Here is an 18,610-nt window from a genome sequence, read left to right on the forward strand (position 1 = left end):
CAGGTTAGCCGACCCGGCCGTAGCCGTACGGGGTCATCATGTCGACGCTGGCCAGCGTCACGCTCTCGCCGAAGCTCGGTGCGTGGATCACCTGGTTGCTGCCGACGTAGAGCGCCACGTGCCCGAGCCCGCTGTAGAAGACCAGGTCACCGGGTTGGAGCGAGCTCCGACTGATGTGCGCCACCTGGTTCCACTGCATCTCCGCGTTGTGCGGTAGCGACTTGCCGGCGGCCTTCCACGCGGCCAGGGTGAGGCCGGAGCAGTCGTAGCCGTTCGGTCCCTCGGCCGCCCAGACGTAAGGCTTGCCGATCGCGTTGTACGCGTAGGTGACGGCGACGCCGGCCTTGCCGGAGACCGCCGGGATCGTGCCGGTGTACCTGCTGCCGCTGGTGCTCACCGTGCCGTACGCCTTGCGGCGCATCTCGGAGAGCTTCTTGATCTCGCCCTCGATCCTCTTCTTGCCGGCGTCCAGTTCCTTGGCCTGTGAGGTCTGCCGGGCCAGCGTCGCGTCGAGCCGGGCCTTCTGGTCGACGTACTCCTGCTGGGAGGCGGTCAGGTCGGCGAGTTGCTCTTCCCGGTTACGGGCCAGGTAGTCGAGGGTGCCGAGCCGGTTGACCAGGCTCTCGGCGGCGTTGTCGCCGAGTAGCGCGTCCGCCGTACGCAGTCCGCCCGCCTTGTACGCCTTGGTGGCGAGCGCCGCCACTTCGGCCCGGCTCTGCGTCGCCTGCTGCTCCAGCGGCCCGAGTTTGGTGCCGAGGTCGGCGACCGCGGCCTTGGTGCCCTTGATCTGTTCGTTGAGCTTGTTGTACGACTCGACGATCTTTTCCAACTCGGTGGATGATTTGTTGATCTGCTGCGTCAGCTCGGCGGCGGAGGGTTCCGCCTGGGCGATCGTCGTGGGCGCGATCAGCCCGACCGCCAGACCCGCCAGGACGAGCGAGCGCAACAGGATCCGCGCGGATGGCAAGAGTGCGGAGCCCCTTCCGTTCTCGCCGCCGATCGGTGTCGCGATCCCCGGTTCCGGTGTTCCGGGACGAGGTCGAGCCGGTGTATCCGCTCGGTCGCGCGGTGCGCGCCCTGGGGAGTGAGTCCCAGCACGTCGGCCGTCTCCCGCCCGGGGGCGGTCGCGTCCGCTGTGGAGTGGTCCCGGGCGCGAATGCGGAGTGTCACCTCGTGGTCACGTCCGGCCGGTGCGGTTCGGCGGCGCCGGGCCGGCGTCACCCAGAGGGATGACTGACCACCGGACCAGCGAAAACCAACCTAGTCCCCGAACCGGCCGTGGCAACAGTGGGGGTCGATCATTGTGTGACGAGCCGAACGATTTCTCGAATGTCCTGATCACGTGGCGTGGTGAGGTGGAACCGCTTGGTGATATAAGCGGTGGATCCTGCACCGGGACTCGCCGATTGCCCTTTTGGCCGGTGTTGGCAAATGAGGTACGGGTTGTCGGTGGGGTAAAGCGCCGCAAAGAAGGACATAAATCTGTCCAGTGAGCTAGCTGCCGCCTGGAAATCTGCCAGGTGGCTGAAATAGCCCTTCCCTCTGCTGGCACGTGCTTCGCACAATGATTGCAGAGCGGGAATCGATTTCTCGCAACGGCATCGTTGCAAACGACGATCGGCACCTGGCTGCCACCAAGTGCCGATCTTTACAAACCACTCTTCACCACGCCACACCACAGCCCGCCTCACGAGCCGTTGGAGGCTGTCATGCATCCTACTCGCGACTCCGCGCGCCGACCAAGTACACAATCCGTCACCGGTCGAGAGGCCGATCGGCCCGCGCCGGTGGAGTTCTACCGCAAGCCGGGAGTCAGCGTCACCAGCGAATGGTTCACCGTGGCCGGACGCCGGTTCCCGGTCACCGAGCTGACCCAACTCAGGACCGCGCGCGGCCCGCACGACCCGCTCACCGTGCGGGCCGTGGTGGTCACCGGCGGGGTGTTGGTCGTGATCGGCATCGCTTTCGGCTATACCGGCGAGTTCTACCGGCTCAACGCCGCCACCTACCTGGCGCTGGGCGCCGCCGCGTTCGTTCCGGTGCTGCTCGCGTTCCTCGGGCACAGGCTGAGGCCGCCGACGTGGGAACTGTGGGGGCGCTACCGGGGCGAGATGATGCTCCTGTTCAGCAGCGACCAGGAACGTCAGTTCGGCCAGCTCAGCCGGGCCCTGCGTCGGGCACAGGAGGTCGCCCGGTACGGCGGGGTGGCCGAACCCGTCGTCACCGCGCCGCCGCCGTGGGAACCGCCGGCCCACTGACCGACGCCTCGGTCGAGCGACGCCGTGCCGGATCAGGCCAGATCGTGCGCGATGGCCGCGATCCGTTCGAGGGACTCCGCCGGGCTCATCGCCGCCCGTCGTAGTCCCTCGAAGGTCATCAGGTGCGAGGTGACCGACTCCGGGTGGTCGAGTACGTCCTCCAACCCGGTGCTCTCCAGGTAGACCGCGTCCGTCTCCTCGGAGCCGTCGAAGCAGACGATCACGAACTGGCCGAGCGGGGTGTAGATGGTGGAGGTGAACGGCAACACCTGCACCGTGATGTGCTCCACCCTGCCGAGCCGGACCAGGTTGAGAAGTTGCTCGCGGATCACCTCCCGGCCGCCGGTCTGGCGGTGCAGGGTCGCCTCGTCGAGCACCACGTCGATGACGGGTGGGTCCGGCCGGTCGAGCACCTCGCGCTGGCGCCGCAACCGCAGCGCCACCGACGCCTGGGCCTCGCTCGCGTCGCTGAAGTTCGGGATGACGGACCGGACCACGGCCTGGGCGAACGCCTCGGTCTGGAGCAGACCAGGCATGCCCACCGACTGGTAGAAGCAGAGTCTCGACGCCTCCGCCTCCAGGCCGATGTACGCGTAGTACGCCGGCGGCACGCTGTCCCGGTACTGCGACCACCAGGTGCGTTGCCGGGCCACCCGGGCCAGCTCCACCAACTTCGTCACCTGGGTCGGGTCCGTCACCTGGTAGTGGTGCAGCAGCGCCTTGACGTCATTGGTGGAGATGGAGACGTAGCCGGATTCGATCCGGATCAGCTTGGAGAGCGACCAGTCCATGGCGAGGGCAACCTGCTCCTGGGTCAGCCCGGAGGCCTCCCGGGCCCGGCGGATCGCCGAGCGAAGTCTGCGTCTGCCCACCGTTGGGCCGAATGCCGTGCTCATCAGCAGATTTCTCTCCGTCAACGGCACCACACCGGCGGCTGAGCGAGGGGGCGCTGGCCGGTGTCGTCAGATCCGGTCCTGGGCGGGTCCGGTCCTTCTCAGAGCGGGGTGTGTCCTCAGAGCGGTGTGTCCTCGGAGCGGGGGTGTTTCCGGGGTGCCACCTGGCGATCGGCTACCTGCCAGATAGGAAGGCTATCGTGCAGGCTACACCGGCCGCGCAAACCAACACCAGAGGTTTGCAGCGGGCCGGAGTCGTACCGTGGCGCTCGGTGTAACCCAAAGATGAAGCACCATAATCCGTGCATTTGCGGGCTGTCCGCCCCGCTGATCGACCGGTATCGTCTGCTCGTCGCGGCACCTGCCGTGAAGGTAACGGGTGCCGAGGAGGACGCATGCCGCAGCCGGATTCCGTCGCGGGTACGTGGCGGAAGAGCACTCGATGCGAATCCCAGAAGTGCGTCGAGGTTGCCGAGGTGACGGCGGGAATGGCGGTACGGAACTCCACCGACCCCGAGCGCCACGTCGTCTTCCCGGCGACCGCCTGGCAGGCGTTCGTCGACACCATCCGACTCGGCGAGTTCGACCGGGGCTGAGCCCCCACCCCGTCACCCTGGCCGGCCGGTGACGCGTCGCACGGAGCGCCCCGGCGGCGCGGGATTCACGTACCGGCTCATGGTTCACTCAGGAACGCCGGCCAGTGCGCCCCGATCCGGCGTGTGACGTCGGATCGACGTGGAAGGCGGCCCTGTTGCCGTGCGGGAGGGGCGCCCGAGGGTCCGGCCGGCCGGGGGTCAGCCGGCCACGGTCTGCGGCTCCGGCTGCTCCTCCCGCACCTGGGCGTTGATCCGGCGGCTCACCACCCGTTCGGCGTAGAAGGACACGAACGGGACGGTGCCGGCGAGCATCACCAGCAGCATCTGGCCCAGCGGCCACTTGGCCCGGCGGGTCACGTCGAACGCGGCCACCAGGTAGATCATGTAGAGGAAGCCGTGGGCGGGACCCACCGTCTCCACCACCACCGGCTCGTCCCAGCCGTACTTCAGTGGCATCCCCACCACCACCAGCAGGATCAGCACGACGCCTACCACATAGGCGATCACACGGTATCGGGTCAGGGCTGCGCCCACGTCGTTCCGTTCCTTCCTACCGGCCAGGGCCGGGGTAGTCGCCGGGCCGAGCGCCCGGATTCGCGTTCAACCACGCCAGGTAGTGGTTGTACTCGCTCAGCTCAGGATCGACTTCCTCCGCCGGTACCAGGACCCGGGCGCTGGTACGCGCCGAGCGGACCGGCCGCCGTACGCCCGGAGCGCTGACCGGTGCGGCGGGCGGCGTCGGTTCGTCCGGGTTCCCAGGACGGAGCGTGTGTCGGGCCTCACGGAACCACAGGAAGACCACGAAGCCGGCGAAGATCGGCCACTCGAAGGCGTACGCCCAGCTCAGAGTGTTGCCGTCGGCAGCCCGGCTGATCTGCCACCAGCCCAGCGCGAGGAACCCGGCCACGAGCACGATGGTGAGCACGTGGCGGGCGACCCACGCCAGCGTCCACAACCGTCTCATGGCTCTAGAGCGTACCGGCGATCCGTCCGGCTCTCCGACGTGGCGTCGTAGTAGTGCTCGACGTCGGGTGGTTTGGGGCGTCCCCGACGCGGGCAACCGTCCAGTCGCCAACCCAGTCGAGCAACCGGGGGCGATGATGACCGATTCAGCACGAGGTGCCCAGTTCGATATGACCGGGTCCGTCGACGACAGCCCTGAACAGCGGGTCGGGAAGTGGGACGGCGACCACCTGCACGCCCATGATCCGGTGACCGCCGCCGCGGTCGTGGTCGAGGAGACCGACGACCTCGGCATCGACCCGGCCGAACTCGGCGACGACGATCTGGTCCGGGAACTGCGGAGCCTGCACCGGACCCGACTGGACACGCTCCGGCACGCCGCCGACACCGCACTCGCCAACCACCTGCGGCGCACCGCCGAGCTGGAGACCGAATACCTCAGCCGGCACCCCGGACGAGAGGTCGACCCGGCCCGACTGCGGGACGGCGACTGACGTGGCCCGCGCCGAGCGCGGCATGGACGCCCCGCCCGAGGTGGTCTTCAACACCGCGACCGACCCCGACCGGGTCGACGCGTGGCTGCCCGCGCCGCTGCGTCGGGACGGCGGCGCACCAGCCCGGGTCACCGACACGCTCGGGGCGCACTGGGAGACCACCGGCTCACCGACCTGGTCGGCCCGGCTCCACGTCCGCCCCACCGACGCCGGGGGCGCCGAGGTACGGCTCGAACTCGAAGCCGACCCGCCGGACCACGGACTCGACCAACTCGCCGACGAGTCGCTGGTCAACCTGGCCCGGGAGGTCGAGGAGAACCTGACCCCCGGCTGACCAGCCGAACCGGGGCACCGGCGGTGGACACGACCGATCGAGGGGACCGGGTCATGGACGTACGAAGCAGGGTGGCGCGGCTTCGCCAGGCGTACGCGCCCCACGAACACCGGCCGCTCGGCGGTTACCTCGTCGCACTCGGTGCGTACGGCGGGGTGATCGCAGGGCTCACCGGCGTGGTACGGGCCACCGGTCGGCCGGTGCCGCACGCCCCGTCGCACTCGGACGTCGTCCTGCTCGGCATCGCCACACACAAGCTCAGCCGGCTGCTCAGCAAGGACGCCGTCACCAGTCCGCTGCGCGCCCCGTTCACCAGCTACGACCACCCGATCGGGCACGGCGAGGTGATGGAGCAGGTACGCGACCAGGGCAGCAGCACCCGGCACGCCCTCGGTGAACTGCTGAGCTGTCCGTTCTGCCTCGCGGTCTGGGTCGCCACCGGGCTGACCGGCGGGCTGGTCCTCGCCCCCCGGCTGACCCGGCTGGTGGCGACCGCGCTGACCGCGATCGCCGCGTCCGACTTCCTGCAACTGGCGTACGCCGCCGCGCAACAGGCGGCCGAGGCGTCCACGGGGCCGGACCCGGCGGGCTGACCCCGCCGGGTCCGGCTTCCCGCCCGGCCTCACTCCTCCAGGTCGGACCAGCCCTCGGGTGCCTGCGGGTCCTGGTCGGCCTGCTCGCCGCTGAGCAACTGCTCGTCGGACTGCTGCTGCTCCTGCTCGCCGAAGTCGCCCTGCTGCTGGTCCTGCTGGTCCTGTTGGCCCTGCTGCTGCGGCTCGCCGACCGCCGGCTGGTTCTGCTCGCCCTGCTGGCCGTACTGACTCATCGATCCTCCTGGTGTGCTGTGGGCGATTCCCACCCCACCCGCCGGACCCGCGCTGTCAGGCGGGGGTACCGCCGAGCAGTTCGGCGGCCTCGTCGACCGCGTACTCGCCCTCGGGCATGGCGGTGATCCTGGTGAGCAGCTCGGCCGGCAACTCGGCGGCGACGGCGCGGCGATGGATTTCCGCCTGGGTGACCCGTTCCTGACCGTCGTAGAGGTCGTCCAACAGGTCGTCGAGAACGGGACGGAGCTGATCGTCGGTCACGCAGGCCCGGCTACCCGGTGGCGGGACGGTCAAACACACCGACGGGGACGGACGGCACTTCCGGGACGTACCGCCGAGGACCCGACCGCGACGGTCGGAGAGTGACATGGGCCACAGCGACGGACGGAATCCTGGGCGGGGTCGGCTCGTTGTGATGACTGTCGGTGTGACCAGTGTCCCCGGGCCTCACCTAATTGCCTTCGCGGAATACCGTTCGGCTGGAGCCGCGTCGTGCCACTCGCCGAGAGGCGACCTGCACACCGACACCAGCGCCGCCCATGGCAACAGCCGTGGGCGGCGTAGTTTTTCTCCGGTGCCGCCCACGACCCCGGTCGTGGGCGGCCTCCCGGTCGACCTCCCCAGGTGGGTCGGTGGGCCGGCGATGACTCGGCCGGCACGACGGCTCATGGCCGGGCTCAGCGGTCCGGCGGGAGGTCGGCCCGGCGTGACCCCGGAACACCCGCGGTCGCGGCGAACCGGCCGTTACTCAGCCGAAGCGTCACCACGCCACCGAGGACCGCGCCGCTCGCCGGTTCGGTGCCGGCCACGGCGCCCGCAGGGCAGTCCGAGTCGACCGGTTCGGGGTTGACCGAGACCCGGAACCCGGCCTCCCGCAGAGTCTGCGCCGCCCGCTCCGCCGGTACGCAGTCGAGCGTCGGTACGGCCCGCTCCGGCACCCCCATCAGCGCGGCCGACGCCTTCGGGAAGTCACGCTTCGGCTTGCCCCGCATCGCCTCCGCCAAAGTTCCCGACACCGCCGGATTCACCACCTCACGCGGCATCTCGACGGTCCCGTCCGGCCAGTCCGGGTCGGCCAGGATGCCGGCGACCGTGAGCGACGTGGTGGTCAACGCCAGCGACGCCGTACGGCGCCCGTCCGTGGTGCCGCTCTTGCCCGCGAGCGGATGACCGACCAGTTGGCGCGCGTCCCCCGCCGTCGCCTCCCGGCACCGGTTGGCCGTGGACCTGTCCCCGACCGGGCAGCGGGCCGCGTCGATCGCCGCGTACGCCACCTCGGGTTCGACCGCCTGATCGCAGCGCGGCCGTACCACGTCGAGCGGGCCGCCGGACCGGTCCCGGATCTCCTGCACCGGCGTCGGTACGCAGTGCCGGCCGCCCGCCGCCAGAGTCGCGTACGCGTTCGCCAGGTCGAGCGGCGTGGTCGCCGAGACGCCCAGGGTGAAGGCACCCCAGCGGTCGGCCGACTTCGGGTCACCGCCAAGCGCCGCGTCCGCCGGCGCCCGGAACCCGATCCCGAGCCGCCGGGCCACGTCGACCACGTTGCCCGCGCCGACCCGCTCGGTGAGCGGCACGAAGTAGGTGTTGACCGAGGAACCGAACGCGGTCCACATGTCGTGCCGGCCGGCCATCTTCTCCTCGTAGTTGCCGGGGCAGTAGCGCTCGGTCCCCGGGCAGGCGGCCGGGCTGTCCCGCTCGACGGTGTACCGCGACTCGTACCGCTGCGGGGCGTCGATCTCGTGCGATAGCGGGATGCCCTGTTCCAGTGCGGCGACGATGGTGAAGATCTTGAAGGTGGAGCCGGCCTGGTACCCGTGCACGTCACCACCGCCGGTCAGCAGCGGATTGGTGGTACGCGGATAGGTGCCCCGAACCCCGGCACCGGCCTTCGCCGGGTCGGTGGCGGGACCGTTGCCCGGCTTCTCCGGGTCGTCGATCGCGAAGGTGCGGTTCGTGGCGAGCGCCCGTACCCGGCCGGTGCCCGGCTCGACCGCCGCCAGCATCAACGCCTGGGCGGACCCGGTCGGCATCTTCTCCTCCAGGTTGCGGTGCGCTGCCTCCTGCGTGACCGCGTCGAGACTGCTGACGATCCGGTAGCCGCCGCCCTTCAGCCGCCGCTCCCGGTCGTACTCGGTGGCGCCGAACGTCTCCTGACTCAGCCACCAGCGGTAGAGGTAGTCGCAGAAGAAACCCCAGTGCTGCTTGCCGGTGACCGCGCAGCCGTTCGCCGGCACCCGGCCCTGCACCGCCACTGGTACGGCCCGCGCGACGCTCGCGTCCGCCTCGCTGACCGCACCGGTCTCGACCATCTGCCCGATCACCCAGTTCCGCCGGTGCAGCGTCTCCGTCGCGCCCCGCCCCGAACGGTCGAGCGGGTCGTAGAAGCTCGGTGCCTTGACCAGCCCGGCCAGCAGTGCCGCCTCCGGCACGGTCAGTTCCCCGGGCCGCTTGCCGAAGTAGAACCGGCTCGCCGCCGAGATGCCGTACGTGCCGTGCCCGAACGGTGCCAGGTTCAGGTACCGCTGGAGGATCTCGTCCTTGCTCAGGTGCGCCTCCAGGATCGAGGCCAGCCGCATCTCGCGCAGCTTGCGCGCCTTCGTGTCCTCAACCGCCTCGATCACCGCCTGCGGGTCCTGCGCCGAATAGGTGGCGGACATGCGTACGAGCTGCATGGTCAGCGTCGACGCGCCCTGCTGGGCGCCGATGGTGTTCGCCACGATCGCCCGCAGGAAACCCCGCAGGTCGATCCCCCGGTGCCGGTAGAAGGCGTGGTCCTCGGCGGCGACGATGGCGTCCCGCATCACCGGGGCGACGTCGGCCAGGGGCACGTCCTGACGGTTCTCGTCGAAGAAGACCGCGAGCGGGGTCCGGCCGTCGGAGGCGAAGACGCGGCTCGCCTGAGGCGCCGTGGCCACCCGGAGTTCGACCGGGAGGCTCTCGAACGCCTCCGCGCCGGCCTTCGCCGCCAACCCGGTGAGTGCCAGCGCGGGGAAGGCCGCCGCGGCGACCAGTACCCCGGCGGCGAGACCGGCGACCAGCATCAGGCCGATCCGGAACAGCCGGACCCGCCTCACCGACCAGCCCGGCCGCCGTGTGACGGACCATCGGCGGCGAGGGAACAGCCGGTGCGGGCGAGCTTGTCGGTGCGCGGGCATTCGACACCACCTCCGGGTACGCCTGATCCGCACCCAGTAGATCCGCCGCCCGCGTCAAAGGTGGCCGGCGTGGGCAGGATCCCCCGATGGGGGCCGCCGATTCCCCCGTTCGGTCGCCCCCGACGGTGAAGCCGGCCGGCGTTCCGCTGGTCCACCTGAGCCACGGCGGACTCCGGATCGGATAGCGTCGTGCCCATGCCCGAGACCGGTTACCCCTGGCCGATCGAGACCACGCAGTTGGACAATGGCCTCCGCGTGGTCGTCAGCGAGGATCGCAGCGCACCCGTGGTGGCGGTCAACCTCTGGTACGACGTCGGATCACGACACGAACCCGACGGCCAGACCGGCTTCGCCCACCTCTTCGAGCACCTCATGTTCGAGGGCTCCGTCAACGTGGCCAAGACCGAACACATGAAGCTCATCCAGGGTTCGGGTGGATCGCTCAACGCGACCACGAACCCGGACCGGACCAACTATTTCAACACCGTGCCGGCCGAGCACCTGGAACTCGTGCTCTGGCTGGAGGCCGACCGGATGGGTGGTCTGGTGCCGGCGCTGACCCAGGAGACCCTGGACAACCAGCGGGAGGTGGTGAAGAACGAGCGGCGCCAGCGGTACGAGAACGTCCCGTACGGGGACGCGTGGCTGCGCCTGCTGCCGTTGCTCTACCCGCCGGGGCACCCGTACCACCACTCCACGATCGGCTCGATGGCCGACCTGAACGCGGCCGACCTGGCGACCTTCCAGGACTTCCACGTCACCTACTACGCGCCGAACAACGCGGTGCTCACGGTGGTCGGCGACACCTCACCCGGTGAGGTCTTCGCGTTGGCCGAGAAGTACTTCGGCCGGCTCGCCCCGCGCCCCGACATCCCGGCCGCCCCGGACGGGCTGGTGGTGCCGGCGACCGGTGTCCCAGCCCAGGAGACGGTCTACGCCGAGGTGCCGGCGCCGAGGGTCTACCTGGCGCACCGGACGTACCCGTTCGGCACGCCGGAGTACGACGCGGTGACCGTACTCGGCACGCTGCTCGGCAGCGGTCGGGGCAGTCGGCTCTACCAGCGGCTCGCCGACGGTGCCCGGCTGGCCCAGCCGGACAACATCGGCGCGTACGGGGTGGACCTGGCACACGCCCCCGCGCCGTTGATCATCACCGCGACCGCGCGGGACGGGGTGAGCGCCGACGAGCTGACGGCCGGGCTGGCCGAGGTCGTGGACGAGCTGGCCGACGGCGGTGTGACCGGGGCGGAACTGGACCGCGCCCGTGCCCTGCTGACCACCTCCTGGTGGCGGTCGCTGGCGACGGTCGACGGCCGGGCCGACACCCTCGGCCGGTACGCGACCCAGTTCGGTGACCCGGCCCGGGCGGCGGACCGCCTGCCGGGCTGGCTCTCGGTCGGCGCCGACCAACTCGCCGAAGTGGCCGCCGAGGTGCTGCGCCCGGCGGACCGGGTGACCCTGACCTACCTGCCGGAGGAGAGCGCATGACGCTGATTGCTGACCGTCCGGCCACGGGTGAGCCCCGGCCGTACCGGTTCCCGACCGTGGTCCGGCGGACCGTCGCCGGCGGTGAGGTGGTCGCCGCCCACCTGCCGGGCCACAATCTCGCCGCCGCGACGTTGCTGCTCGACGCGGGCGCCGGACGGGAGCCGCTGGGTCGCGAGGGGCTCGGCGGCGTGCTGGCGAAGGCGTTGGAGGAGGGGACCACGCGGCGGGACTCGACCGCCTACGCGCTGGCACTGGAGGGGCTCGGCACCGAACTGAGCATCGGCACCGACTGGGACGCGTTCCAGGTCGGGGTCCAGGTGCCGGTCCGCCGGCTGCTGGCCGCGGTGGAGCTGATGGCCGAGGCCGTCCGTACGCCCAGGTTCGACCCGGCGGACATCAACCGGGTACGCGACGACGAGGTCACCGCGCTGCGGATGTACTGGGCCAGCCCGGGACCACGGGCCGACGCCGCGTTCCGCGCCGACCTGTTCGGCTCCGACCGGCGCCAGGGCCGGCCGTTGGACGGCGACCCGGATTCGGTCGCCGCGATCGAGGTGGAGGACGTCACGGCGTTCCACACCGAGTGGTTCACCCGGCCCGGCACCCTGCTCGTCGCCGGTGACCTGGACCAGATCGACCTCGACGCGCTCGGCGCGGCGGCGTTCGGCGCCGCCGCCGGGGCGCCGCCGCCGCTCGACCCGCCGATCGAGGTCCAGCTCCGCGACCAGCGGCGGATCATCGTGGTGGACCGGCCAGGTTCGGTGCAGTCGACACTGCGGATCGGGCACCCCGGGCCGCACCGGGCGCACCCGGACTACGTCACCATGACCCTGGCCGGCACGGTGCTCGGCGGTGCCTTCACCTCCCGCCTCAATCACCTGCTCCGCGAGGTGCGGGGTTACACGTACGGCATCCGCGCCGACTTCGGCCTCTCCCGCCGGTTCGGCCGCTTCGTCGTCGCCGGGAACGTGCAGACGGCGGTGACCGCGCCCGCGTTGGTCGACGCGATCGGCGAGATCAGCCGTACCCAGGTGGAGGGGGTGACCGAGGCGGAGTTGGCGGTCGCCCGGTCCTGGCGGGCCGGCCAGCTCTCGGTGGAGTTGCAGTCGCCGCGCGCGATCGTCGGTGCGCTCGGCACCCTGGTGGTGTACGGCCTCCCCGACGACTACCACGCCACGCTGCGCACCCGACTGCTGGCGGCGAGCGAGGCGGAGGTCTCGGCGGCAGCCGCGACGCACCTGCGCCCGGAGGGCCTGACCCTGGTGGTGGAGGGCGACGCGGCGTTGATTCGGGACGAGATCGTCGCCACCGGTCTCGGTGAGGTGGTCGACGCGAAGCAGTGACCGGTCGGCCGGCGCCCACCGGCCCCGACCTGGCCGGCGCCCCACCGGCCGGGGATGTTCTCGACGACGGCGGGAAGCCGGTCAGCGACGACGCTGACCGGCTTCCGCGTTCACGGTCGGTTGGGCCGGCACCGCGCCCGCTCCCGGGCTGGGGCGGTGCTCGCCGGGAGCATGCGGTCGGGTCGGTTCGGCGGTCCCACCCGCCTCGGTGCGTGTCGCCGGTGGGTCGAGCCGCCCGGTACGGGTCTCCTCCGGGTTGCCTCGATCGGTCGACGCGCCACCCGGGCCACCCGCCGGACCGTTGGTCGGTCCGCCCGGCGGTGGGTTGTGCCCCGGACCACCCGGACCGGTGTTCGTGCCGCCGGGGTCGGACCCGGGTCCGGCTGTTCCGACGCGCCGGGCCCGACGCGCGGCCCACCAGCGCTCACCGGCGCCGACCAGCAGGAACGTCCCCCCGACGTAGGCCCAGCCGACCAGCACGTCGATCACGTAGTGCTCACCGGTGTAGACCAGGGTGAAGGTCATCGCCAGCGGGTACGCCAGCAGCAGTGGCCACCACCGCCGTTTGACCGTCGGCAGGAAGAAGACCACCACGAAGAGGGCGAACGCGGTGTGCAGCGACGGCATCGCGGCCACCGGGTTCGAGGCGAGCTGTAGCACGTTGAGGGTGTTGCCGGCACCGTGCAGGCCGAACTCCTGCCAGCCCCGGTTGGAGACCCTGGCCACGTCGACCGGGAGGAATCCGTGCACCGAGGCCCACCACGGCGGCGCCGCCGGGTAGGCGAAGTAGGTGATCAGACCGGCGAGGCTGAGCGTGAACCAGCGACGCATGAAGGCGGCCCAGCGCGGCCGGGAGACCAGCCAGAGCACCACCGCGGCGGTGAGCGCCGCCACGAAGTGCGAGAAGTACACAAAACTCGCGATGACGTCGTACCAGCGGACGTCCGGGTGGTAGAGGTGCTGCTGTAACCAGACCGTGGGCACCTGCCCACCGGTGGCCCAGCCGAACATCCACTCGTCGGCGTGGATCAACTCGGTGACGTGCGGCTGGAAGTAGTCGTCGGCGAACCCGCGCGAGACGTTGTAGATGGCGAGCAGGATCACCACCGGCAGCCAGTCCCGGGCGAAGGGCAGGTGCTGCCGCCACGGCAGGTGGCTGCGCCACGCGACGGTAGCCGCCCAGAGCCAGAAGAAGGCATAAAGCGGGTCGGTCGGCAGGCCGATCAGCAGCCAGCCGGCCACGAAGGCGACGATCCAGAGCGCCATCGCGCCGATCCGCCTGCGGCGCAGGTCAGCCGCGGTCCGTGCCGGCGGGGACCCGGCCGGCGACTCCGCCGGTTGCTTCCTCGTCATGGCGACCCAGGCTAGCCGCCCACGCCGGCACCGCCGGACGCCGGGGCGGTCCGGGTGGGGTTGTCCGCGATGAAACATGCCGTCGCGGAATGTGATCTTTCCTTGCCGGTGCCCAGTATTGTGCGGCGAATGGAATCGCTGACCGCCCGCGGTCGTCTGGTCCGGGTCGTGGCGACCCTGGTCGGCGCGGGTCTGCTGGTGGCCGGGACGCTGGTCGGCTCGGACGACGACTTCCCGTTCGGCCCGTTCCGGATGTACGCCACCACGGACCGGCTCGACGCGCCGGTGGCCGAGGCGCTGGTGATCGCGAAGGACGCGGCGGGCGAGAGCCTCGTCCTGACCGAGCGGGAGACCGGAATCCGCCGGGCGGAGATCGAGGGCCAGCTCAGCCGGTTCGACGCCGACCCGACGCGGCTGAGCCTGGTGGTCGACGCGTACCACCGACGGAATCCGGAGCGGCCACCGCTGACCACGGTCTCCATCGTGATCCGCCGCCACGGCATGACCGACGGGCGGCCGAACGGTGACGACATCGACGAGACGATGGTCGACTGGCAGGTGACGCGATGAGGCGGGTCGGGGACTGGCTCACCACACCGGAGCCGCTGGGGCGGCTGGCGGCCTTCCGTACGTTGGCGTACCTGCTGGTGGCCGCGGACATCGTCTTCTTCACCGGCTGGATACGGGGCCGGACCTCGGTCTCCGGCGAGCTGTACGCGCCACTGCTGGTCGGCCGGGTGCTGCCCCTGCCGACACCGAACGCCGCACTGGTGACCGTGCTCTTCTGGGCGTTGCTGGCGACCACGCTCGCCGCCGCCACCGGGCGGGCGCCGCGACTGCTCGGCTGGACCGTGCTGGCCCTCTACTTCGAGTGGTTGATCATCGCGTTCAGCTACGGCAAGGTCGACCACGACCGGTTCGGCATCCTGGTCGCCCTGGCCGTGCTGCCCACGGTCGGCCGGGCCCGGCACGGCGACCTCACCCCCAGTGCCAAGGCCGGCTGGGCGTTGCGGGTGACCCAGCTCGCGGTCATCGCCACCTACTTTTTGGCCGCGTGGGCGAAGCTGCGCTACGGCGGCCTGGACTGGCTGACCGGGGCCACCCTCGCCCGAGCGGTGATCCGGCGCGGCACCTTCGCCAGCGAGTGGCTGTTGGACGTACCCGGGCTGCTCGTTGCCGCCCAGTTCGGGATCATGGCGTTCGAGTTGACCAGTCCGCTGATCTTCGTGCTGCGCGGTCGGGCCCGAAACGCCATGATCGCCTTTTTCTACCTCTTCCACGCGGTCACCTGGTCGGCGATCACGATCTCCTTCATGCCGCACCAGGTGGCGATGACCAGCTTCCTGCCGTTGGAACGGGTACTTCCGGTGCTCTGGGCCCGGCGGCTGCTCCCGGCCCGGTGGCCCGCCACCCCGGCGGCCCGCCACCCGGCCCCGCCCGAGGCACCCGTCTCGCCGGCCGGCCCGGTGACGGCGGCCACGCCCGTCTCGCCGGCCGGGCCGGTGATGCCCACCGCGCCCGTCTCGCCGGCCGAGCCGGTGATGCCCGCCACGCTGGTCGACTCCGGCGCCCCGGTGACGGAAACCGACTCCCGGTCCGGGCGAGCACCTGGGTAGCCTCGCAGTCATGAGGATTGGCATTGTGGGCGCCACCGGCCAGGTCGGTGGGGTCATGCGGAAGGTGCTGGCGGAGCGGGAGTTCCCCGCGGAGCAGCTGCGGCTCTTCGCCTCGGCGCGGTCGGCCGGGCGCACGCTGGCCTGGCGCGACACCGAGGTGACCGTCGAGGACGCGGAGACCGCGGACTACCGGGGACTGGACGTCGTGCTCTTCTCCGCCGGTAAGGGGGCGTCCCGCGTACTCGCGCCGAAGGTCGCGGAGGCCGGCGCAGTGGTGATCGACAACTCCTCCGCCTGGCGGATGGACCCGGACGTGCCACTGGTGGTCGCCGAGGTCAACCCGGAGGCCGCCGCCGTACGCCCCAAGGGCATCATCGCCAACCCGAACTGCACCACCATGGCCGCGATGCCGATCCTGCGCCCGCTGCACGAGGAAGCCGGGCTGGTGAGCCTGGTCGTCGCCACCTACCAGGCCGTCTCCGGCGCCGGCCTGTCCGGTGTCGCGGAACTGGACGAGCAGGTACGCAAGGTCGCCGAGCACGCCGCCGCGCTGACCTTCGACGGAGCCGCCGTGGACTACCCGGCGCCGCGCCAGTTCAGCCAGCCGATCGCGTTCAACGTGCTCCCGCTCGCCGGCTCGATCGTCGACGACGGGTCGGCCGAGACCGACGAGGAGCAGAAGCTGCGCAACGAGAGCCGGAAGATCCTCGGCATTCCCGGCCTGCTGGTCTCCGGCACCTGCGTCCGGGTGCCCGTCTTCACCGGTCACTCGTTGCAGATCAACGCCCGGTTCGCCCGTCCGATCAGCCCGCAGCGCGCGGCACAACTGCTCGCCGACGCCCCCGGTGTGGCGCTGGAGGAGGTGCCGACCCCGCTGCGGGCGGCCGGCCAGGACCCGACCTACGTGGGCCGGATCCGGGCCGACGAGACCGTCGAGCACGGGCTGGCCCTGTTCTGCTCGAACGACAACCTGCGCAAGGGTGCCGCGCTCAATGCGGTGCAGATCGCCGAACTGCTCGCGAGGACTGGCTCGGCGGCCTGAGCCGACCGTACGGTGAGGGGCGCCGGCCAGCGTGGGCCGGCGTACCCCCTCGACCGGGGTTCCTTGCGAGTGGAGGAGAGCATGGCGAACGACCAGTTCGACCCGGCACTGCTCGACCTGTTGGCCAGCCGGCCGTACGGGGTGTTGGCGACCATCAAGCGCGACGGCCAACCACAGTTGTCCAATGTGGTCTACCACCTGGACCGGGAGCAGAACCTGCTCAGGGTCTCCATCGCCGAGGGGCGGGCCAAGACCGCGAACCTCCGCCGGGACCCGAGGGCCAGTCTGAGCGCCAGCTCGGCTGACGGGTGGGCGTACGCGGTGGCGGAGGGGAGCGTGGAACTCTCCCCGACTGCCACGGAGCCGGACGACGCCACGGTCGAGGAGTTGATCGGGGTGTACCGCGCGCTGCGCGGGGAGCACCCGGACTGGGACGACTACCGGCGGGCGATGGTGGCCGAGCGGCGGGTCGTCCTGCGCCTGACCATCCGACGCCTCTACGGCCTCCCGCCCCGATCCTGATGTTAAGAGGGGCCCCTTCCTATACCGAAAGCGATAAGAAGGGGCCCTTCCTTTCCCCGGGGTGGGGGCGCGTTTAATACCGGGCATGAGTACGGAGAAAAGCTCTGACCTGCGGGTGGGGATCCTTGGATACGGCATCGGCGGACACCGGTTCCACGCGCCGCTGGTAGCGGCGACGCCGGGCCTGTCGGTGGCGGTGATCGTCACCGGTGACCCCGAGCGGGCACGGCAGGCACAGGCGGGCTACCCGCAGGCGCGGGTGGTTCCCACCGCCGACGACCTGTTCGCGGCGGCGGACTCGCTCGACCTCGTGGTGGTCAGCACGCCGAACCGCACCCACGTGCCGCTGGCCCTGCGTGCCATCGAGCTGGGCCTGCCCGTGGTGGTGGACAAGCCGTTCGCACCGACGGCTGCCGACGCGCAGCGGGTGGTCGACGCGGCCACCAGTGCCGGCGTTGGCCTGACCGTGTTCCAGAACCGTCGGCTCGACTCGGACTTCCTGACCGTACGCAAGGTGCTCGCCGCCGGCAGCCTCGGCCAGGTCCACCGCTTCGAGTCGCGCTACGACCGCTGGGTGCCGAAGCCGAAGGAGAACTGGCGCGAGTTCGGCGACCCGGCGGAGGCCGGTGGGCTCCTCTACGACCTCGGCGCGCACATCGTCGACCAGGCGTTGCAACTGTTCGGCCCGGTGGCCGAGGTCTACGCCGAACTGGATCGCCGTCGTTCCGGTGTGGTCGTCGACGACGACACGTTCGTCGCGTTGCGGCACGTCAACGGGGTCCGCTCGCACCTCTGGGCGTCGGCGCTGGCCGGCACCCGTAACCCGCGGTTCCGGGTGCTGGGTGACCGGGCCACCTTCACCAAGTACGGGTTGGACGTACAGGAGCCGCAGGTGCTGGCGGGCAAGCGGCCGGGTGACCCGGGGTGGGGTGTGGAGCCAGCCGAGAACGCCGGGGTGCTGGGGGTGAACGACGAGGTCGAGACCGTACCGACCGAGATCGGCCAGTATGAGCGTTTCTACGCCGAGGTGCGGGAGGCGCTGCTCGGACGGGGTGAGTTCCCGGTCGATCCGGCCGGCGCGGTCGAGGGTCTGCGGGTGATCGAGGCGGCGTTCGTCTCGGCCACCGAGCGACGGGTGGTCACACTCGACCGCTGAGTCGTCGCCTGGTGGCAGTCGACCGCTCGGTGTCGCCTGGGCGGACCAGAGCACCGAGCGCCGCGGACTCCGGGTGTCCGTGCTCCGTTACCTCTCGATCGGGCCGGGTAGACGGCAACCGCCGACAAGGAGAGGAGCGCCATGACGACCGTCGGAGAGTTCATGACGACCCGGTTGGTGACCATGGACGGCACCGACACGCTCACGGCCGCGGCCCAGGAGATGCGGGACAGCGCCATTGGCGACGTCATCGTCACCAACGGGGACGCGGTGATCGGCATCGTGACGGATCGTGACATCACGGTACGTGGGGTGGCGGACGGGCTGGACGTGAACACGGCGACACTCAGCCAGATCCTCACCCAGGATGTCGTCACCGTCACCCAGTACGACGACGCGGTGGCGGCGGCCGATCTGATGCGGACGTACGGCGTACGGCGTCTACCGGTGATCGAAGAGGGCCGGCTGATCGGGCTGGTGTCGATCGGCGACCTGGCGGTCGAACGTGAGCCGCAGTCGGTGCTCGCCGACATCAGCGCCGACGACCCGAACAACTGAGCCGAGCGCCCG

At 70.9% G+C, this 18,610-nt stretch carries 21 protein-coding genes and 1 pseudogene; 13 read left to right on the plus strand and 9 right to left on the minus strand.

Annotation, left to right across the window (positions count from 1 at the left end; genetic code table 11):
• Nucleotides 1-4: 4 nt before the first annotated feature.
• A complete protein-coding gene (locus tag ACIBF5_RS28120; protein WP_396815899.1) occupies nucleotides 5-967 on the minus strand; it encodes an NlpC/P60 family protein in 963 nt (320 codons plus the stop codon).
• Nucleotides 968-1,298: 331 nt separating this feature from the next.
• Nucleotides 1,299-1,715 (minus strand): hypothetical protein, encoded by a 417-nt coding sequence (locus ACIBF5_RS28125; RefSeq protein ID WP_396815900.1) that lies wholly within the window; start codon nucleotides 1,713-1,715, stop codon nucleotides 1,299-1,301.
• Between the two features lie 72 nt (nucleotides 1,716-1,787).
• Between ACIBF5_RS28125 and ACIBF5_RS28130 the strand changes: the two genes are divergently transcribed.
• Nucleotides 1,788-2,258: a DUF6232 family protein gene (locus ACIBF5_RS28130; protein WP_396815901.1), complete on the plus strand. Its 471-nt coding sequence runs from the start codon at nucleotides 1,788-1,790 to the stop codon at nucleotides 2,256-2,258.
• Nucleotides 2,259-2,290: 32 nt separating this feature from the next.
• Here ACIBF5_RS28130 and ACIBF5_RS28135 read toward each other — a convergent pair whose 3' ends face one another.
• Nucleotides 2,291-3,154, minus strand: a complete 864-nt coding sequence (locus ACIBF5_RS28135) for a helix-turn-helix transcriptional regulator (RefSeq protein ID WP_396815902.1) — start codon at nucleotides 3,152-3,154, stop codon at nucleotides 2,291-2,293.
• A 392-nt stretch (nucleotides 3,155-3,546) separates the two neighbouring features.
• Between ACIBF5_RS28135 and ACIBF5_RS28140 the strand changes: the two genes are divergently transcribed.
• Nucleotides 3,547-3,747 carry a DUF397 domain-containing protein gene (locus tag ACIBF5_RS28140; RefSeq protein WP_396815903.1) on the plus strand — a complete coding sequence of 67 codons (201 nt, stop codon included), beginning with the start codon at nucleotides 3,547-3,549 and terminating at the stop codon, nucleotides 3,745-3,747.
• 198 nt (nucleotides 3,748-3,945) lie between these two features.
• Here ACIBF5_RS28140 and ACIBF5_RS28145 read toward each other — a convergent pair whose 3' ends face one another.
• Both ACIBF5_RS28145 and ACIBF5_RS28150 read right to left on the minus strand, forming a co-directional pair.
• The gene (locus ACIBF5_RS28145) at nucleotides 3,946-4,281 is read right to left on the minus strand and encodes a DUF3817 domain-containing protein (protein ID WP_396815905.1); all 336 of its coding nucleotides are present in this window, start codon (nucleotides 4,279-4,281) and stop codon (nucleotides 3,946-3,948) included.
• Nucleotides 4,282-4,297: 16 nt separating this feature from the next.
• The gene (locus ACIBF5_RS28150) at nucleotides 4,298-4,711 is read right to left on the minus strand and encodes a hypothetical protein (RefSeq protein WP_396815906.1); all 414 of its coding nucleotides are present in this window, start codon (nucleotides 4,709-4,711) and stop codon (nucleotides 4,298-4,300) included.
• 169 nt (nucleotides 4,712-4,880) lie between these two features.
• Here ACIBF5_RS28150 and ACIBF5_RS28155 point away from each other — a divergent pair, with 169 nt between their 5' ends.
• From ACIBF5_RS28155 to ACIBF5_RS28165, 3 genes are read left to right on the plus strand one after another with little or no spacing between them, the layout of a single operon-like run.
• On the plus strand, nucleotides 4,881-5,204 hold the full coding sequence (locus ACIBF5_RS28155; RefSeq protein WP_396815907.1) for a DUF6158 family protein: 324 nt from the start codon (nucleotides 4,881-4,883) through the stop codon (nucleotides 5,202-5,204).
• Between the two features lies 1 nt (nucleotide 5,205).
• A complete protein-coding gene (locus ACIBF5_RS28160) occupies nucleotides 5,206-5,538 on the plus strand; it encodes a hypothetical protein (RefSeq protein WP_396815908.1) in 333 nt (110 codons plus the stop codon).
• A 53-nt stretch (nucleotides 5,539-5,591) separates the two neighbouring features.
• Nucleotides 5,592-6,131 (plus strand): DUF1360 domain-containing protein, encoded by a 540-nt coding sequence (locus ACIBF5_RS28165; protein ID WP_396815909.1) that lies wholly within the window; start codon nucleotides 5,592-5,594, stop codon nucleotides 6,129-6,131.
• 29 nt (nucleotides 6,132-6,160) lie between these two features.
• Here ACIBF5_RS28165 and ACIBF5_RS28170 read toward each other — a convergent pair whose 3' ends face one another.
• The 3 genes from ACIBF5_RS28170 to ACIBF5_RS28180 all read right to left on the minus strand — a co-directional run bounded on the left by ACIBF5_RS28170 (nucleotide 6,161) and on the right by ACIBF5_RS28180 (nucleotide 9,406).
• Nucleotides 6,161-6,364: a hypothetical protein gene (locus tag ACIBF5_RS28170; protein ID WP_396815910.1), complete on the minus strand. Its 204-nt coding sequence runs from the start codon at nucleotides 6,362-6,364 to the stop codon at nucleotides 6,161-6,163.
• A gap of 55 nt (nucleotides 6,365-6,419) precedes the next feature.
• A complete protein-coding gene (locus ACIBF5_RS28175; protein ID WP_396815911.1) occupies nucleotides 6,420-6,659 on the minus strand; it encodes a hypothetical protein in 240 nt (79 codons plus the stop codon).
• Between the two features lie 383 nt (nucleotides 6,660-7,042).
• A complete protein-coding gene (locus ACIBF5_RS28180; RefSeq protein ID WP_396815950.1) occupies nucleotides 7,043-9,406 on the minus strand; it encodes a penicillin-binding protein in 2,364 nt (787 codons plus the stop codon).
• Between the two features lie 309 nt (nucleotides 9,407-9,715).
• Here ACIBF5_RS28180 and ACIBF5_RS28185 point away from each other — a divergent pair, with 309 nt between their 5' ends.
• Together ACIBF5_RS28185 and ACIBF5_RS28190 are read left to right on the plus strand one after the other, a co-directional pair.
• Nucleotides 9,716-11,008 (plus strand): M16 family metallopeptidase, encoded by a 1,293-nt coding sequence (locus ACIBF5_RS28185; protein ID WP_396815912.1) that lies wholly within the window; start codon nucleotides 9,716-9,718, stop codon nucleotides 11,006-11,008.
• Nucleotides 11,005-12,351 (plus strand): M16 family metallopeptidase, encoded by a 1,347-nt coding sequence (locus ACIBF5_RS28190; RefSeq protein ID WP_396815913.1) that lies wholly within the window; start codon nucleotides 11,005-11,007, stop codon nucleotides 12,349-12,351. Before ACIBF5_RS28185 ends, ACIBF5_RS28190 begins: the two co-directional genes overlap by 4 nt.
• A gap of 393 nt (nucleotides 12,352-12,744) precedes the next feature.
• On the opposite strand, the pseudogene ACIBF5_RS28195 reads toward ACIBF5_RS28190, so the two are convergent.
• Nucleotides 12,745-13,704 (minus strand): annotated as a pseudogene (locus ACIBF5_RS28195) (phosphatase PAP2 family protein); the annotation flags it as partial.
• A 129-nt stretch (nucleotides 13,705-13,833) separates the two neighbouring features.
• Here ACIBF5_RS28195 and ACIBF5_RS28200 point away from each other — a divergent pair.
• From ACIBF5_RS28200 to ACIBF5_RS28225, 6 genes are all read left to right on the plus strand, one after another.
• On the plus strand, nucleotides 13,834-14,274 hold the full coding sequence (locus tag ACIBF5_RS28200; protein WP_396815914.1) for a hypothetical protein: 441 nt from the start codon (nucleotides 13,834-13,836) through the stop codon (nucleotides 14,272-14,274).
• On the plus strand, nucleotides 14,271-15,320 hold the full coding sequence (locus ACIBF5_RS28205) for an MFS transporter permease (RefSeq protein ID WP_396815915.1): 1,050 nt from the start codon (nucleotides 14,271-14,273) through the stop codon (nucleotides 15,318-15,320). Before ACIBF5_RS28200 ends, ACIBF5_RS28205 begins: the two co-directional genes overlap by 4 nt.
• Nucleotides 15,321-15,330: 10 nt before the next feature.
• Nucleotides 15,331-16,362, plus strand: coding sequence for an aspartate-semialdehyde dehydrogenase (locus ACIBF5_RS28210; RefSeq protein ID WP_396815916.1), 1,032 nt, complete (start codon nucleotides 15,331-15,333; stop codon nucleotides 16,360-16,362).
• An 81-nt stretch (nucleotides 16,363-16,443) separates the two neighbouring features.
• On the plus strand, nucleotides 16,444-16,884 hold the full coding sequence (locus tag ACIBF5_RS28215) for a PPOX class F420-dependent oxidoreductase (protein ID WP_396815917.1): 441 nt from the start codon (nucleotides 16,444-16,446) through the stop codon (nucleotides 16,882-16,884).
• An 85-nt stretch (nucleotides 16,885-16,969) separates the two neighbouring features.
• Nucleotides 16,970-18,040 carry a Gfo/Idh/MocA family oxidoreductase gene (locus tag ACIBF5_RS28220; protein WP_396815918.1) on the plus strand — a complete coding sequence of 357 codons (1,071 nt, stop codon included), beginning with the start codon at nucleotides 16,970-16,972 and terminating at the stop codon, nucleotides 18,038-18,040.
• Between the two features lie 141 nt (nucleotides 18,041-18,181).
• Nucleotides 18,182-18,598 carry a CBS domain-containing protein gene (locus tag ACIBF5_RS28225; RefSeq protein WP_121156652.1) on the plus strand — a complete coding sequence of 139 codons (417 nt, stop codon included), beginning with the start codon at nucleotides 18,182-18,184 and terminating at the stop codon, nucleotides 18,596-18,598.
• Nucleotides 18,599-18,610 lie beyond the last annotated feature (12 nt).

It is taken from the genome of Micromonospora sp. NPDC050417 (genome assembly GCF_044458865.1).
Classification (GTDB): domain Bacteria; phylum Actinomycetota; class Actinomycetes; order Mycobacteriales; family Micromonosporaceae; genus Micromonospora_G.

Coding starts and splice junctions, on each gene's coding strand:
- ACIBF5_RS28125 (WP_396815900.1), bottom strand. CDS start 1,715: ATGCATGACAGCCTCCAACGGCTCGTGAGGCGGGCTGTGGTGTGGCGT.
- ACIBF5_RS28135 (WP_396815902.1), bottom strand. CDS start 3,154: ATGAGCACGGCATTCGGCCCAACGGTGGGCAGACGCAGACTTCGCTCG.
- ACIBF5_RS28140 (WP_396815903.1), top strand. CDS start 3,547: ATGCCGCAGCCGGATTCCGTCGCGGGTACGTGGCGGAAGAGCACTCGA.
- ACIBF5_RS28150 (WP_396815906.1), bottom strand. CDS start 4,711: ATGAGACGGTTGTGGACGCTGGCGTGGGTCGCCCGCCACGTGCTCACC.
- ACIBF5_RS28155 (WP_396815907.1), top strand. CDS start 4,881: ATGACCGGGTCCGTCGACGACAGCCCTGAACAGCGGGTCGGGAAGTGG.
- ACIBF5_RS28165 (WP_396815909.1), top strand. CDS start 5,592: ATGGACGTACGAAGCAGGGTGGCGCGGCTTCGCCAGGCGTACGCGCCC.
- ACIBF5_RS28170 (WP_396815910.1), bottom strand. CDS start 6,364: ATGAGTCAGTACGGCCAGCAGGGCGAGCAGAACCAGCCGGCGGTCGGC.
- ACIBF5_RS28180 (WP_396815950.1), bottom strand. CDS start 9,406: ATGCTGGTCGCCGGTCTCGCCGCCGGGGTACTGGTCGCCGCGGCGGCC.
- ACIBF5_RS28185 (WP_396815912.1), top strand. CDS start 9,716: ATGCCCGAGACCGGTTACCCCTGGCCGATCGAGACCACGCAGTTGGAC.
- ACIBF5_RS28190 (WP_396815913.1), top strand. CDS start 11,005: ATGACGCTGATTGCTGACCGTCCGGCCACGGGTGAGCCCCGGCCGTAC.
- ACIBF5_RS28200 (WP_396815914.1), top strand. CDS start 13,834: ATGGAATCGCTGACCGCCCGCGGTCGTCTGGTCCGGGTCGTGGCGACC.
- ACIBF5_RS28205 (WP_396815915.1), top strand. CDS start 14,271: ATGAGGCGGGTCGGGGACTGGCTCACCACACCGGAGCCGCTGGGGCGG.
- ACIBF5_RS28210 (WP_396815916.1), top strand. CDS start 15,331: ATGAGGATTGGCATTGTGGGCGCCACCGGCCAGGTCGGTGGGGTCATG.
- ACIBF5_RS28215 (WP_396815917.1), top strand. CDS start 16,444: ATGGCGAACGACCAGTTCGACCCGGCACTGCTCGACCTGTTGGCCAGC.
- ACIBF5_RS28220 (WP_396815918.1), top strand. CDS start 16,970: ATGAGTACGGAGAAAAGCTCTGACCTGCGGGTGGGGATCCTTGGATAC.
- ACIBF5_RS28225 (WP_121156652.1), top strand. CDS start 18,182: ATGACGACCGTCGGAGAGTTCATGACGACCCGGTTGGTGACCATGGAC.